Source organism: [Mycobacterium] manitobense (assembly GCF_025821665.1).
Classification (GTDB): Bacteria; Actinomycetota; Actinomycetes; order Mycobacteriales; family Mycobacteriaceae; genus Mycobacterium; species Mycobacterium arseniciresistens.
This window is the reverse complement of the sequence record NZ_JACKSJ010000192.1, coordinates 19,897-33,103: the sequence shown is the minus strand read 5'-3', so window position 1 is coordinate 33,103 and position 13,207 is coordinate 19,897. Positions and strand designations below refer to the sequence as shown.

The 13,207-nt window shown below is 71.9% G+C and carries 16 protein-coding genes; 11 read left to right on the top strand and 5 right to left on the bottom strand.

Annotated features, from left to right (window positions below; genetic code table 11):
- Both H7I41_RS22565 and H7I41_RS22560 read right to left on the bottom strand, forming a co-directional pair.
- Positions 1 to 299: acyl-CoA dehydrogenase family protein (locus tag H7I41_RS22565; protein ID WP_264014857.1), on the bottom strand; the 299-nt coding region annotated here is incomplete at its 3' end.
- Positions 296 to 1,315, bottom strand: a complete 1,020-nt coding sequence (locus H7I41_RS22560) for an NAD-dependent epimerase/dehydratase family protein (RefSeq protein WP_264014856.1) — start codon at positions 1,313 to 1,315, stop codon at positions 296 to 298. The genes H7I41_RS22565 and H7I41_RS22560, both read right to left, overlap by 4 nt.
- A 98-nt stretch (positions 1,316 to 1,413) precedes the next feature.
- Between H7I41_RS22560 and H7I41_RS22555 the strand changes: the two genes are divergently transcribed.
- Positions 1,414 to 2,013: a TetR/AcrR family transcriptional regulator gene (locus tag H7I41_RS22555; RefSeq protein WP_264014855.1), complete on the top strand. Its 600-nt coding sequence runs from the start codon at positions 1,414 to 1,416 to the stop codon at positions 2,011 to 2,013.
- Between the two features lie 11 nt (positions 2,014 to 2,024).
- Entirely contained in the window at positions 2,025 to 2,807 is a 783-nt protein-coding gene (locus H7I41_RS22550; protein ID WP_264014854.1) for a hypothetical protein, read from the top strand.
- A gap of 3 nt (positions 2,808 to 2,810) precedes the next feature.
- On the opposite strand, the gene H7I41_RS22545 is transcribed toward H7I41_RS22550, so the two are convergent.
- From H7I41_RS22545 to H7I41_RS22535, 3 genes are read right to left on the bottom strand one after another with little or no spacing between them, the layout of a single operon-like run.
- Positions 2,811 to 3,059, bottom strand: coding sequence for a DUF6480 family protein (locus tag H7I41_RS22545; protein ID WP_264014853.1), 249 nt, complete (start codon positions 3,057 to 3,059; stop codon positions 2,811 to 2,813).
- A gap of 43 nt (positions 3,060 to 3,102) precedes the next feature.
- Positions 3,103 to 3,468: a hypothetical protein gene (locus tag H7I41_RS22540; protein ID WP_264014852.1), complete on the bottom strand. Its 366-nt coding sequence runs from the start codon at positions 3,466 to 3,468 to the stop codon at positions 3,103 to 3,105.
- A 60-nt stretch (positions 3,469 to 3,528) separates the two neighbouring features.
- Positions 3,529 to 4,164 (bottom strand): TetR/AcrR family transcriptional regulator, encoded by a 636-nt coding sequence (locus tag H7I41_RS22535; RefSeq protein ID WP_264014851.1) that lies wholly within the window; start codon positions 4,162 to 4,164, stop codon positions 3,529 to 3,531.
- 66 nt (positions 4,165 to 4,230) lie between these two features.
- On the opposite strand from H7I41_RS22535, the gene H7I41_RS22530 reads away from it, so the two are divergent.
- The 9 genes from H7I41_RS22530 (at position 4,231) to H7I41_RS22490 (ending at position 13,172) form a co-directional block, all read left to right on the top strand.
- Positions 4,231 to 4,857, top strand: a complete 627-nt coding sequence (locus H7I41_RS22530; RefSeq protein WP_372503789.1) for a hypothetical protein — start codon at positions 4,231 to 4,233, stop codon at positions 4,855 to 4,857.
- Positions 4,858 to 4,870: 13 nt separating this feature from the next.
- Positions 4,871 to 5,752, top strand: coding sequence for an endonuclease/exonuclease/phosphatase family protein (locus H7I41_RS22525; RefSeq protein WP_264014849.1), 882 nt, complete (start codon positions 4,871 to 4,873; stop codon positions 5,750 to 5,752).
- Positions 5,752 to 6,759, top strand: coding sequence for a DNA polymerase domain-containing protein (locus tag H7I41_RS22520; RefSeq protein ID WP_264014848.1), 1,008 nt, complete (start codon positions 5,752 to 5,754; stop codon positions 6,757 to 6,759). The genes H7I41_RS22525 and H7I41_RS22520 overlap by 1 nt, the downstream gene beginning before the upstream one ends.
- Before the next feature lie 91 nt (positions 6,760 to 6,850).
- Complete coding sequence (gene treS, locus H7I41_RS22515; RefSeq protein ID WP_264014847.1) at positions 6,851 to 9,151, top strand: maltose alpha-D-glucosyltransferase; 2,301 nt, start codon at positions 6,851 to 6,853, stop codon at positions 9,149 to 9,151.
- Positions 9,152 to 9,195: 44 nt separating this feature from the next.
- Positions 9,196 to 9,606 carry a MarR family winged helix-turn-helix transcriptional regulator gene (locus H7I41_RS22510; RefSeq protein WP_264014846.1) on the top strand — a complete coding sequence of 137 codons (411 nt, stop codon included), beginning with the start codon at positions 9,196 to 9,198 and terminating at the stop codon, positions 9,604 to 9,606.
- A complete protein-coding gene (locus tag H7I41_RS22505; protein WP_264014845.1) occupies positions 9,599 to 10,573 on the top strand; it encodes a GlxA family transcriptional regulator in 975 nt (324 codons plus the stop codon). Before H7I41_RS22510 ends, H7I41_RS22505 begins: the two co-directional genes overlap by 8 nt.
- A gap of 63 nt (positions 10,574 to 10,636) precedes the next feature.
- Positions 10,637 to 11,416 carry an SDR family oxidoreductase gene (locus H7I41_RS22500; RefSeq protein WP_264014844.1) on the top strand — a complete coding sequence of 260 codons (780 nt, stop codon included), beginning with the start codon at positions 10,637 to 10,639 and terminating at the stop codon, positions 11,414 to 11,416.
- A gap of 6 nt (positions 11,417 to 11,422) precedes the next feature.
- Positions 11,423 to 12,430, top strand: a complete 1,008-nt coding sequence (locus H7I41_RS22495; RefSeq protein ID WP_264014843.1) for a CobW family GTP-binding protein — start codon at positions 11,423 to 11,425, stop codon at positions 12,428 to 12,430.
- A gap of 28 nt (positions 12,431 to 12,458) precedes the next feature.
- Complete coding sequence (locus H7I41_RS22490) at positions 12,459 to 13,172, top strand: TVP38/TMEM64 family protein (RefSeq protein ID WP_264014842.1); 714 nt, start codon at positions 12,459 to 12,461, stop codon at positions 13,170 to 13,172.
- Positions 13,173 to 13,207: the final 35 nt, after the last annotated feature.

Here is a 13,207-nt window from a genome sequence, read left to right as displayed (position 1 = left end):
TGCAGGGCCACCGCACCGGCGGCGACGGTCGGCAGCAGCGGTCCTGGCAGCGCGGCCCCGGCGGCGGCCTCGACGACGCATGCCGTGTCGGCCGGCGTGCCGCCCTGACCGCCGCAGCTCTCCGGAAGATGCACCGCGTGGAAGCCGTTGGCCACCAGTTCGTTCCACCATGGCGGCAGTTCGCCTCCGGCGAGCTGGTCGAGCAGCTCGCGGGTGTGGCTGACCGGGGCGTGGCGCGCCGCGAACTGCGCGACGGCGTCGGTCAGGTGCTGCTGCTCCGGGGTGAGCCCGATGGTCATGACGCCTCCTCGGCCGCGGTGGTGTCGCGGCGCCGCCGGTCGCGGAAGAATCGGGCGGCCTCGGCGATCGCGTCGGTCGCCGGCCGCGGCTGCCAGCCGAGTTCGCGGGTCGCCTTCGAGTGGTCCATCGCCGACATGATGTGCATGAGCCGCACGCTGATCCGCGTCAACCGGGTGTCACGTCCCCGGATCCGGGCCGCCGCCTCCCCGGCCGCGCCGAGCGCCGACATCACCGGCAGCGGCACACCGACCCGCGGTGGCGTCGTCCCGACGGCGTCGCAGGCACAGGCGTAGACGTCGCGGGCACTCATGAATCGTTCGGAGACGATGTAGCGCTCGCCGACCCGCCCGACCCGGCCGGCCAGCAGCATGGCACCTGCCGCGTCCTCGACACCCACCACCTCCGACTGCGCCCCGGCGACGTAGAACGGCAGCTTCCCGCGGACCGCGGCGGCCACGAGACCGCCGTGCGGGGTGGGCAGCCAGTCACCGGGGCCGTAGGTGTTGGCCACGCACATCGCGACGCCGGGCAGCCCGCGCTCGCGGCAATGGTCGAACAGCAGGTTCTCCGCCGCCACCCTGGTGCGGACGTACTCGCCGCCTTCGTCGAGCCAGTTGTGGGCGGTCTGCTCGGTGGCGAGCCCGTCGCGGACCCGGCCGATGGTGCCGATGGAGCTGGTGAACACGAACCGGTGCAGCGGCGCCTGCGCGGCGATGTCCAGCACGCTGCGCAGCCCGTCGACATTGGTGCGCCACATCGGCGCCGGGTCGCGCAGCCAGGGCCGGGCGTCGACCACGCAGTAGTACACGGTGTCGCATCCGCTGATCGCGTCGCGCACCGCCGCGGAGTCGAAGACGTCGCCGTAGCGGCGCTCGACGTCGAGGCCGTCGATGCCGCGGGTGGAGCTGGTGGTGCGGATCAGCACCCGCACGTCGTCGCCTTGCGTCACCAGCGCCCTGGTGACGTGCGAGCCGAGGAACCCGCTCGCGCCGATGACCAGACTTCTCGAGGCCACTGCCACCGCTTCCGTCGTCGTCAGGCGAGACGGACCGTCTCGTCTCGCGCTAGGTTACGCTAGCCGGGATCCGGCCGACGACCGCGGAGGGGGTGGGAGTGCCGCCGCTCGACACCGCACCGCGACGGCGCAGCGAGAAATCGCGCGCCGCGATCGTCTCCGCCACCCGCGAACTACTGCTGGAGCGCGGCTTCGACGGGATGAGCATCGAGGCCGTTGCTGCCCGCGCCGGGGTCGGCAAGCAGACCATCTACCGCTGGTGGCCGAGCCGGCCCGCACTGGTGGCCGACGTGCTGCTCGAGGACGCCGACCGGATCCTGCGCCCGGTGGCGTACTCCGACGACGTCACCGCCGACCTCGCCCGGTGGGCGGGCAGGCTGGCGGCCACCCTCACCACCGCGCGAGGATCGGCGATGCTGCGCATCCTCACGGTGGCCTCCATCGAGCACGACGACACCGCGGACCGGTTGCGCAGCGGGTTCAGCGGGCCGCTGCAGGAGGCGGTGCAGTCGCGCCTGCTCGCGGACGAGGTCGACGAGGCGGTCGCCGAAGCCGCGGCCGACGCGATCGTCGGCGGCATCGTGTATGCCGTTCTGCGCGAGGGCCGTTCGTATCCGCGCCACCGGGCGGAGTTCGCGACCCGCACCATCGTGGACTCGCTGACCGGACGCGGCCCGGCCGGCGGCCTTCGGCCATAGACTGACCGACCGTGAGCACACTGTTCGGCTTCGCGCCGTGGATCGTGTACTGGGTGCTCGTCGGCAACGTGCCGGCGAGCACCGCCGTCCTGGCGGCGCTGGCGATCGCGGCCGCCGGCTTCGGGATCGGCCGGGCGCTGCACTGGCCGGGCCGCACCCTGGAACTGGGCGCGGTGATCGTCTTCGCGGTGCTGACGGTGCTGTCGTTCACCACCAGCGAGGCGTTCATGGCGGAGTGGCTGCAGCCGCTCGGCAATCTCGGCATCTTCGCCGTGGCGCTGATCGGCCTGCTGGCGGGCCGGCCCTTCGTCCGCGAGTTCGCCGAGGTGGGCCGGCCTGCCAATGTGCTCAAGAGCGAACTGTTCGAGCGCATCACGACGCTGCTGACCTGGATCTGGATCGCGGCGTTCGCCGGGATGACGATCTCCTCGGTGATCCCGCCGCTGGTCTACGGCCGGGCCACCATCTTCGACGCCGACACCCCGCTGTCGTTCATCTGCTACTGGGTGATTCCCTTCCTGCTGCTCGGCGCGGCAGCGCTGGCGTCGAAGGTGCTGCCCGACCGGATGACCGCGGGCATCGACGACGCGCAACGCAACACCACGTTCGTCGCCTACGGCGAGGCCACCATCGACGAGCTGTACTACCTGGCCAAGGAGCACGCCGACCGGGAGACCGGCGCGGGCGAGGAGGCCTACGACGTCAGGGTGGGCGGCAAAGGCACCCCGCTGGTGGGCGACGAGGACCGGATGTCCTGGCCGTCCAGTTACAAGGTGCGCAAGGTCAACCGCTGAGGATCAGCGGAACACGCCCGCGATCTCGAGCAGCCGCAGCACCGCCACCACCAGGAACACCGCCGCGATGACCCCGACGATCGCGAACGCGGCGATCGCGCCCGGGGTGAACCGGCGGGCGGGTGTGGGGTCGGTGTTCGCCGACTGGCTGACGTGCGACGAGTCCGGCGGGGTGTCGCCGGGCGCGACGCCGCCGCCGGGTTCGAGCCCGGGGGTGTCGACGGGATCCGGGTCTGGGGGCTGGGCTGTCATCGGGTGAGGCGTACCCGATGGCGCAGGGCTCACACCTGAGGAGTCACAACATCCCGGCGATCGCACTGACGATCAATACGCCCGACACCGCGGTGAAGCAGATGATCGCGAGCGCCGCGGCGGGCCAGGGCGAGGTGGGCCTGCCCTGTCTGCGCGCCCGCCTGATGCCGACCGTCATCAGCACGAAGGCGACGGCGGCGCCGCCCCACACCCAGCCGAAGACCGTGAGGTTGACGCCGGCATCGCACCCGCTGCGGCACACGTCGAGGGCGTTGGCGCCGGCGAGCATCGACCAGAACACCGAGACGCAGGCGGCCACGACCACCAGTGGGGCCAGGATGCCCGTCCTCCTGGCGTCCCGCCGCTGGTCCGGCGACACGGCGGGCGGGTGCGGCGGGTGTTGGGACATGAGCTCAGTATCGCCGCGGATCAGACCCCTTCGGCGCAGCAGTTCGGCGGGCCGCGCGGATCACGGCAGGCGGGCGCAGCCCCGCCACACCGTGTCGACGAGGCCGGTCAACGCGTCGTCGTCGAGGGCGGGCAGACCGAACACCAGGCGGTAGTAGGCCGGCGACACCAGCGCGTCGACGACCACCTCGGGGTCGGCGCCGTCGCGCAGTTCACCGCGGCCCGCGGCGTCGTGCAACACCGCGACCAGTGCGGCCCGCCGCGGCAGCAGCCACTGGTCGAGCAGCGCGGTGCCGACGTCGCGGTCGGCGTCGGCGGCGCTGATCACCCGGCGGACCAGCGGGCCGGTGGCGGCGTCGGACAGGATCGCGTTGAGCGAGCGCACGTGGTGGGTGAGCGCCTCGCGGGTGCTGCTGCCCGCGGGCCGGATGAGGGAGTCCACGGTGGAGCCGAGCAGGCCCTCGAGCACGATCGCCGCCGACGACGGCCACCACTTGTAGACGGTGGTGCGGCTGACGGCGGCGCGCTTGGCGATCGCGTCGATGGTGGCCGCGCCGGGGCCACCGGCGAGCGCCAGTTCGGCGGCCGCGCGCAGCACGGCGTCCCGGACGGTGACGTCGCGGGGCCTGCCGCGGCGCGCGGGGCTGGCGGTGTTTGCGCCCCCCTCGACGGCGCGTGTACCGTATTTCATGGACATCGTGTCCAGTATATGTCCAGCTCATCCACCACAATCCGGGGGAACCAGCAGATCTTCATGCGTGTCTTGTCGAGTACCACTGCCCTCATCGCCGCAGCGGCGGTCTCTGCCGCCGTCCTGGCCGGCTGCACGCCGCCGTCGGGTCCCGAGGCGACGGCTCCGACGGGACTGCCTGCGGCCACCACCGCCGCGCCCAGTTCGGCCCCCAAGGAGAACAGCAGCGCCGTCGACTACTCGCGGCTGCTCATCCAGCCCGGTGACATCGACAGCCCCGGCGACACCTTCACCGCTCGCTCGTCGGTACCCAACCGCCGTGGCGGCCAAGGTGTTTCGGCACTGTTCGTGAACCAGGACGACACCAAGGCCGTCGGCGTCACCATCAACATCACCCCCGACGAGGCCGCGGCCGCGGCCGCACTGGACGCCAGCGTCAAGTCGCTGACCGCCTCGGTGGTGGGCGGCACGCCGCAGCCGTCGCCGGTCGGCACCGGCGGCACCGTGATCAGCGGCACCGCGCCCGACGGCAACAAGGACGTCACCCTGCTGTTCTTCACGCAGGGTCCGGCGGTGGTCCGGATGGAGTTCGGCAGCGTTCTCGGCCAGCCCACCCCGCCCGAGGTGGTCACCGACGTCGGTACCAAGCAGGCGATCGCGCTGCGCACCGGCCTGTCCGACTCCACCGCGCCGCGCTGATCCGCCCGGTGCCGTGAGGGCTCGCCGCCGCCTCCCCGTCGAGCGGTTCGATGCCGCGACCGGCCGGTGGCGCGAAGTGCACGCCCCCGCACCCGTCGAGCGCGACGGACTGACGGTCACCACCTTCAACGTCTGGTTCGACGAGCACTACGCCGACCACCGCTACCGCGCGATGGCCGCCCTGCTCTGCGATGTCATGCCCGACGTCATGGTCTTCCAGGAGGTCACCCCGGCCGCGCTGGAGGTGTTCCTCACCCAGTCCTGGGTCCGCGAGCACTACCTGGCGAGCTCGATCACCGGTGCGGACGTCGGCAACTACGGCATGCTGCTGCTGACCCGCGTGCCGGTCGACGGGGTCACCTACACGCGGCTGCCGACACGGCTGGACCGCGGCTACCTGCGCGCCGACCTCACCGTCAACGGCGCCGCCCTGGCCGTCTGCGGCGTGCACCTCGACAGCGGCAAGCGGTCGGCCCGGTTGCGGGCACGACAGCTGCGCACGCTGTTCCGCGCCGTGCGCGGTGCCGACGAGGCGGTGCTGCTCGGCGACTTCAACATGCGCGACGCCGAGAACCCCCGCATCACTGCGCCGTTCATCGACGTCTGGCCGGCGCTGCGGCGCGGTGAGGACGGCTTCACCGAGGACACCTCGATCAATCTGATGCGGTACGACAGCAAGAACAAGCACCGCCACGTCCGGTTCGACCGCGTGCTGGTCAAGGGCAGGCGCTGGCACGCGGTCGGCATCGACCTGCTCGGCACCCGGCCGGTGTCCGAGGCGCTGCCGCGGGTCTTCCCGTCCGACCACTTCGGCGTGGTCTGCCGCCTCGCCCACCTCCCGGCGGCCCCCGCGCGACCGCCCTGGTGGCGCCGCGCGGGTTCTAGGGTGGGCTGATGGCCCCGGAGCGGCGCGACGGCGTCGAGCTGACCAACCTCGACCAGGCCCTGGCGCCCGAGGCCGGTGCCACCAAGCGGGACCTGGTGGACTACCTCGACGCCGTGGCCGACCGCATCCTGCCCGGCCTGGCCGGCCGCCCGCTCACGGTCCTGCGAGTGCTGCGCGGCCGGGCGCCGTTCATGCAGAAGAACGTCCCGAAGTACACCCCCGAGTGGGTGCGAACCGTGTCGATCTGGGCCGAGTCGTCGCACCGCGAGGTGCGCTACGCGCTGTGCGACGACCGCCGGACGCTGCTGTGGCTGGCCAATCAGCGCGCCGTCGAATACCACCCGACGCTCGGGCTGGCCGCCGAGCGAGGCTCGCCGAGCGAGCATGTCCCCGACATCTACCGGCCCACGCACCTGATCCTCGACCTCGACCCGCCCGAGGGCGCCGATTTCGCCACGGTGGTGGCCGTCGCGCACCTGGTGCGCCAGGCGCTGTCGGACTGCGGACTGGCGGGCGCGGTCAAGACCAGCGGCGCCAAGGGCCTGCATGTGTTCGTGCCGATCGACGACCACACCCCGGTCGACGACGTCGCGGGCGCCACCCGCGCGCTCGCCGCGCGTGCCGAGGCGCTCGACCCGGACATCGCCACCACCGCGTACATCGTCTCCGACCGGGGCGGCAAGGTGTTCGTCGACTCCACCCGGGCCGGCGGCGCCACCGTCGCCGCCGCGTACAGCCCGCGGCTGCGGCCGGGCACGCCGGTGTCGTTCCCGGTGCCGTGGTCCGACCTCGACCGGGTCAGCCCGGCCGACTTCACCGTGCACACCGCCGTCGACGCGCTCGGCGCCGGCGACCCGTGGGCGGAGTCGATGCCCCTGCCGCAACGGCTGCCCGACGACCTCATCGCCCACGGGCGGACCATCCCGGTGGCGCGGGTGGCGGCGATGCACGAGGGCAAGCGCCGGGCCCGCGCACGGCGGGCCGGTGACCCGGCGGCGCCCGGCGACGATCCGTAGGGTGGACGCGACCGGTTTCAAGACCGAGGCGTGGAGGCAATACCTCGTCGGAACGGCACCCGGTCGTCACCACATCCAGTGAAGGGGATTCATGTCTCAGGCGGCAGAGTCGGAGCCCGACGATCAGCTGACGGCTCTCGACGAGCAGGCCACCGGCGAGCAGGCCCCCGAAGACCAGCCCAATGAGCCGACCGAAGTCACCTTCGACGAGTACCTGCACCCCGCGCGGCCACGGTCACTGCGGTTCCGGCCGCGCGTCAAGGCGCCGTTCACCCGCCGCTCGCTGACTCAGGACGGCTCCCCCACCGGCGACAACCCCGCGTACGTGTCCTGGCTGCTGTCCCAGTCGATGCTGGCCGACGCCAACGAGATCAGCCAGCAGTTCTCCGGGCAGGGATCGATGTGGCAGAACCCGTACGCCACTCCCAGCCCGCGCGGCGCCGTCGAGACCGCGTCGGTGTGGTTCACCGCCTACCCGCTGTCGCTGATCACCCGGTCCAGCGAGTCGTTCCTGAAGGCGATGGCCGACGAGGACATGTGGAAGGCGTTCTCCGAGATCGGTATCGAGGCCATCCACACCGGCCCGGTGAAACGCGCGGGCGGCATCTCCGGCTGGCAGCTGACGCCGAGCGTGGACGGGCACTTCGACCGCATCAGCACCCAGATCGATCCCGCCTTCGGTACCGAAGAGGAGTTCCGCCACATGTGCGGGACCGCCAACTGGTACGGCGGCACCATCATCGACGACATCGTTCCCGGCCACACCGGCAAGGGCGCGGACTTCCGGCTCGCCGAGATGAAGTACGCCGACTACCCGGGCATCTACCACATGGTCGAGATCGACCCGCGCGACTGGGAGCACCTGCCCGACGTCCCGGCCGGCCAGGACTCGGTGAACATCGATCCCTCCACCGAGGAGTGGCTGGACAAGGCCGGCTACATCATCGGCAGGCTGCAGCGGGTGATCTTCTACGCCGAGGGCGTCAAGGAGACCAACTGGAGCGTCACCCGTCCCGTGGTCGGCATCGACGGCGTCGAACGGCGCTGGGTCTACCTGCACTACTTCAAGGACGGGCAGCCGTCGATCAACTGGCTGGACCCGTCGTTCGCAGGCATGCGCCTGGTCATCGGCGACGCGCTGCACTCGCTGGCCGACCTGGGCACCGGCGGTCTGCGGCTGGACGCCAACGGCTTCCTCGGCGCGGAGAAGACCGCCGCCGAGGACGGTGTCGGCTGGTCGGAGGGCCACCCGCTGTCGGAGGCCGCCAACCACCTGATCGCCAGCATGGTGCGCAAGGTCGGCGGGTTCACCTTCCAGGAACTCAACCTCACCATCGACGACATCCGCGAAATCGGTGAGGCGGGCGCCGACCTGTCCTACGACTTCGTCAACCGGCCCGCCTACCACCACGCGCTGGCCACCGCCGACACCGAGTTCCTGCGGCTGACCCTGCGCACCACCCTGGAACTCAACGTGGACCCCGCCTCGCTGGTGCACGCGCTGCAGAACCACGACGAGCTCACCTACGAACTCGTGCACTGGTCGACCGGGCACCGCGACGACGTCTACACCTACAAGGGCGAGGAGATCACCGGCGAGGTGCTCGGCGAGACCGTCCGCCGGGACCTGTCCGACCGGCTGACCGGTGAGAACGCCCCGTACAACCTGGTGTTCACCACCAACGGCATCGCCTGTACCACTGCCACGGTCATCGCGGCGACCCTCGGCGTCACCGATCTGGATGAGGTCGGGGCCGACCCCATCCAGATCGACCGGATCCGCCGGGCGCACCTGCTGCTGGCGATGTTCAACGCGTTGCAGCCCGGGGTGTTCGCACTGTCCGGCTGGGATCTTTGCGGGATGTTGACGCTACCGGCGGGCAAGGTCGCCGAACTGCTGCGCGGCGGGGACACCCGGTGGATCCACCGCGCCGCCCACGACCTGATGGGCGTCAACCCGACGGCGACGCAGTCGCAGGCCGGGATGCCGCGGGGGCGCAGCCTCTACGGCCCGATCCCCGAGCAGATGGGCGATGAGACCAGCTTCCTGCGTCAGCTGCAGGCCATCCTGCGGGTGCGCTCGCACTACGGCATTGCGACCAGCCGCCAGATCGACATCCCCGAGGTGTCGCACCGCGGGATGCTGGTGCTCGTCCACCAACTCGCCGACGAGAACCGCTACCAGCTCACGGTGCTGAACTTCGCCAACGAGGACATCGCCGGTTCGGTGCGGTCCAAGAAGCTGCCGCCGGGTTCGTCGGTGTCGGACATGTTCACCGGCAAGGCCTTCGCGACGGTCGACGACCTGCACAGCTTCGCCGTCGAGATGCCCGCGCACCACGGCATGTCGCTGCTCGTCGAGGCGCCGGCCGAGGAGCCCGAAGAAGCCTGAGCCCGAGCTTCAGTCCGACTTACAGTCTGCCTTATAGTGACGGGGTGACCCGGACTCCCCTGATCGACAGCACCACCATGCTGCTCATCGGCGCAGGCCGCGCCGCGCAGCGCCGCCTCGAGGACGCGCTGGCCGACCACGGGTTGACGCTGCGGCACCTCGGCGCGCTGGGCCACCTGTCGCATTCGCCGGAGCTGTCCTACAGCGACCTCGCCCGCCGGGCGCGGATCACCCCGCAGAGCATGCAGGCCACCATGATCCAGCTCGCCGACGCAGGCGCCGTCGTGATCGAGAGCCGCGGCCGGGCGTCCTACCCGCGGCTCACCCCGCACGGCAGGCACCTGCTCTCGGTCGCCGCCGCCGCGGCGGCCGACTGCGACCGAGCGCTGGGCGTTCCCGATGCGCTGCGCGACGCGCTGGCCGCGGTGGTGCGACGGGAGATGTTCGGTGAATAGCCCGGCGCACACCGTGGCGGTGGTGGCACTGCCCGACACCATCGCGTTCGACCTCAGCACGCCGGTCGAGGTGTTCGGCTGGGTCACCCTCGCCTCGGGCGGACCCGGCTACCGCGTCGTGGTGTGCGGCAGCGAACCCGTCGTCAGCGCCGGTCCCTTCCGAATCGCCACCGACCGCGGCCTCGACGCGCTGGCCGAGGCCGACACCATCGTCGTTCCCGGCCGCCGCGACCTGACGGCGGCGCCGCCCGCTGCGCTGGTGATCGCACTGCGCGCGGCGTACTCCCGCGGCGCCCGGATCGTCTCGATCTGCACCGGCGCCTTCACCCTGGCCGCCACCGGACTGCTCGCCGGGCGCCGCGCGACCACCCACTGGATCTGCACCGCGGCGTTCCGGACCGCCTTCCCCGACGTGCAGCTCGACCCCGACGTGCTCTACGTCGACGACGGCCAGATCCTCACCTCGGCGGGCGCGTCCGCGGGCATCGACCTGTGCCTGCACATCGTGGCGCGCGACCACGGCGCCGCCATCGCCGCCGACGCCGCCAGGCTGTCCGTGGCGCCGCTGCACCGCAGTGGCGGCCAGGCGCAGTTCATCGTCCGCAACCGGGTGCCGCTGCCGGCCAACGGCGTCCGCCACGAATTCGACGCCGTGCTGGCCTGGATCGAGACCGAGGCACACCGCGAGCTGAGCCTCGGCGAGATCGCCGCGCGCGCGGCGATGAGTGTGCGGACGCTCAACCGCCGGTTCCAGGCCGAGACCGGCCAGACGCCGATGCAGTGGGTCACCGGCGTCCGGGTCCGGCACGCCCAGGAACTGCTCGAGACGTCCGACCTGGGAGTCGAGTCGATCGGCAGGCGGGTCGGGTTCACGTCACCCGCGAACTTCCGCGAGCAGTTCCGCAGGCTGGCCGGGGTGTCGCCGCGCAGCTACCGGGCGGCGTTCCAGGACCGCCTCGCCGGGTAGCGGTTTGCCCTTCCTCGCGCGGCACTGGTTCCATGGACTGATCCTTACGAAAGGCTTGCCTAAATGAACGCTCCCCATGCCGACGTCGCGGGTCTGCGCCTTCTCGTCGTCGGGGCGTCTTCGGGGATCGGCCACGCCGTCGCCACCGGCGCCGGCAGGCACGGCGCCCGGGTGGCGGTCGCGGCCCGCCGCATCGACCTGCTCACCGAACTGGCCGAGTCGGTGAGCGGCCTGGCATTCGAGCTCGACGTGGCCGATCCGGCGGCCATCACCGCGGTGGTGACCGGCGCGGCCGACGCCCTCGGCGGCCTGGACGCGGTCGTGTTCACCAGCACCGTCATCCCGTTCGCCTTCGTCGAGGACACCGACGTGGCCACCTGGATCCACGCGTTCACCGTCAACACCGTCGGCGCGAGCAACGTGCTGCGGGCCGCGCTGCCCCAGCTGTCGGAGAACGGCGTCGTGCTCATCGCGTCCGACCACAACGTCGGCAGGCCGCGGGCCGGGGTCGCCGCCTACAGCGCCAGCAAGGCCGCGCTCGACGAGATCCTGCGGTCCTGGCGCGGCGAGCATCCCGACCTGTCGGTCATCCGGGTCGGCATCGGCCCGACCGAGGACACCGAGATCCTGCGCGGCGCGGACCGCGACCTGCTGGCCCAGCTGTTCCAGTCCTGGGTCCAGGACGGTCAGCTGCCCGCCAGGATGTCCGCCCTCGACGATGTGGCCGACACCCTGCTCACACTCATCGCCGCGGCGTACGCGAACCCGACCGTCGTCCCCGAGTTCGTCCAGCTCGCACCGCGGTTCAAGAAGTCTGCGCCGCGGCCCGCCCAGGACGCCTGACCGCCGGTGCGGGCGGTCCCCGTCATCGCGCTGACCGGTTACCTCGGCGCGGGGAAGACCACGCTGCTCAACCATGTGCTGCGGGCCCCGGATGCCCGGATCGGCGTGGTGATCAACGATTTCGGTGAACTCAACGTCGACGCCGCACTGGTCACCGGGCAGGTCGACGAGCCGGCGTCGATCGCGGGCGGCTGCATCTGCTGCCTGCCCGACGACGGGGCGCTCGACGTCGCGCTGGAGAAGCTGGCCGATCCGAAGCTGAATCTCGACGCGATCATCGTCGAGGCCAGCGGCCTGGCCGACCCGGTCGCCATCTCGCGGATCATCCGGTTCAGCGGCGTCGACAATGTGCGGCCGGGCGGCATCGTCGACGTCATCGACGCCGCAATGCATTTCGACACCGTCGACCGCGGCGGCAGTGCGCCGGCCCGCTACGGCGCGGCGTCACTGGTGGTGGTCAACAAGCTCGACCGGATCCCCGGCGACGGCCGTGGCGCCGCGCTGGAGCGGATCGAGGCGCGGGTCCGCGAGCGCAACCCCGACGCCCACATCGTCGGCGCGGTGGGCGGCCGGATCGATCCCGCGCTGTTGTACGACTCGGCGGGCGCGGGTGAACCCGTGGGGCAGTTGTCCTTCCGGGAGTTGCTGATCGAAGACCAGCACCACCACGTGCACGCCGACTCGGTGACGGTGACCGGCAGCGGAGGTGTCGACCCCGGCGCGCTGGTCGACCTGCTCGAGCAGCGGCCCGCCGGGGTGTACCGGCTCAAGGGCACGGTCGCCGTCCGCTACCGGGCCCGCACCCGCGGCTACGTGGTGAACGTCGTCGGCACGTCGATCCACGTCAGCACCGCCGACCGGGCGCCCGCGGTGAACGGTCTGGTGGCGATCGGCACGTCGTTCGACACCGACGAGGTGCGGGCGCAGATGGCGAACGCACTGCGCCCGGCCGAGGGGGCGGTGTCCGCGGCCGGGCTGCGCAGGCTGCAGCGCTACCGGCAGCTCAGCATCTGAACGCCGGTGCGGCAGGATCGCGGGTGACATGACCGACTCCGCTGCCGACGACGGCGCCGCCGCACCGGACCGGCGCAGGCACATCCTGCGGCTGGCGATCTTCGCCGCGCTGCTGCTGACGCTGTTCTACGTCGTCGCGGTGACACGGGTGGTCGACGTCGAGGCGGTGCGGCAGGCGGTGGCCGCGACCGGCCCGGTCGCACCGTTGACCTACGTGGTGGTCTCCGCGGTGCTCGGCGCGGTGTTCGTGCCGGGGACGCTGCTCGCCGCGGGCAGCGGCGCGCTGTTCGGCCCGGTGCTCGGCCTGTTCGTCACGCTGGGGGCGACTGTCGGCACGGCGATCATCACCAGCCTTCTCGGCCGGCGGGCGGGCCGCGACAGCGCGATGGGACTGCTCGGACCGGTTCGCGCCGAACGCATCGAGGCGCAGATCGCACGGCACGGGCTGTGGGCCGTGGTCGGCCAGCGCTTCGTCCCCGGCATCTCCGACGCGCTGGCCTCCTACGCCTTCGGCGCGTTCGGGGTGCCGCTGTGGCAGATGGCCGTGGGTGCGCTGATCGGGTCGGTGCCGCGGGCGTTCGTCTACACCTCGCTCGGCGCCTCGATCGGTGACCTGTCCTCGCCGCTGGTCTACGCGGCCATCGCCGTCTGGTGCGTGACGGCCGTCGCCGGCGCGTTCGCCGCGCACCGGGGGTTCCGGCACTGGCGGGCCGGGCGCTTGGACAGCCGCGATAACGGGTAGTTCCGACCGCAGCAACCGGCCATCCGCACGTCAGG

Excerpts from the sequence above, each read along its gene's own strand:
- H7I41_RS22545 (WP_264014853.1), bottom strand. The coding sequence starts at position 3,059 with ATGACAGCCCAGCCCCCAGACCCGGATCCCGTCGACACCCCCGGGCTC.
- H7I41_RS22540 (WP_264014852.1), bottom strand. The coding sequence starts at position 3,468 with ATGTCCCAACACCCGCCGCACCCGCCCGCCGTGTCGCCGGACCAGCGG.
- H7I41_RS22535 (WP_264014851.1), bottom strand. The coding sequence starts at position 4,164 with ATGTCCATGAAATACGGTACACGCGCCGTCGAGGGGGGCGCAAACACC.
- H7I41_RS22520 (WP_264014848.1), top strand. The coding sequence starts at position 5,752 with ATGGCCCCGGAGCGGCGCGACGGCGTCGAGCTGACCAACCTCGACCAG.
- treS (WP_264014847.1), top strand. The coding sequence starts at position 6,851 with ATGTCTCAGGCGGCAGAGTCGGAGCCCGACGATCAGCTGACGGCTCTC.
- H7I41_RS22500 (WP_264014844.1), top strand. The coding sequence starts at position 10,637 with ATGAACGCTCCCCATGCCGACGTCGCGGGTCTGCGCCTTCTCGTCGTC.
- H7I41_RS22490 (WP_264014842.1), top strand. The coding sequence starts at position 12,459 with ATGACCGACTCCGCTGCCGACGACGGCGCCGCCGCACCGGACCGGCGC.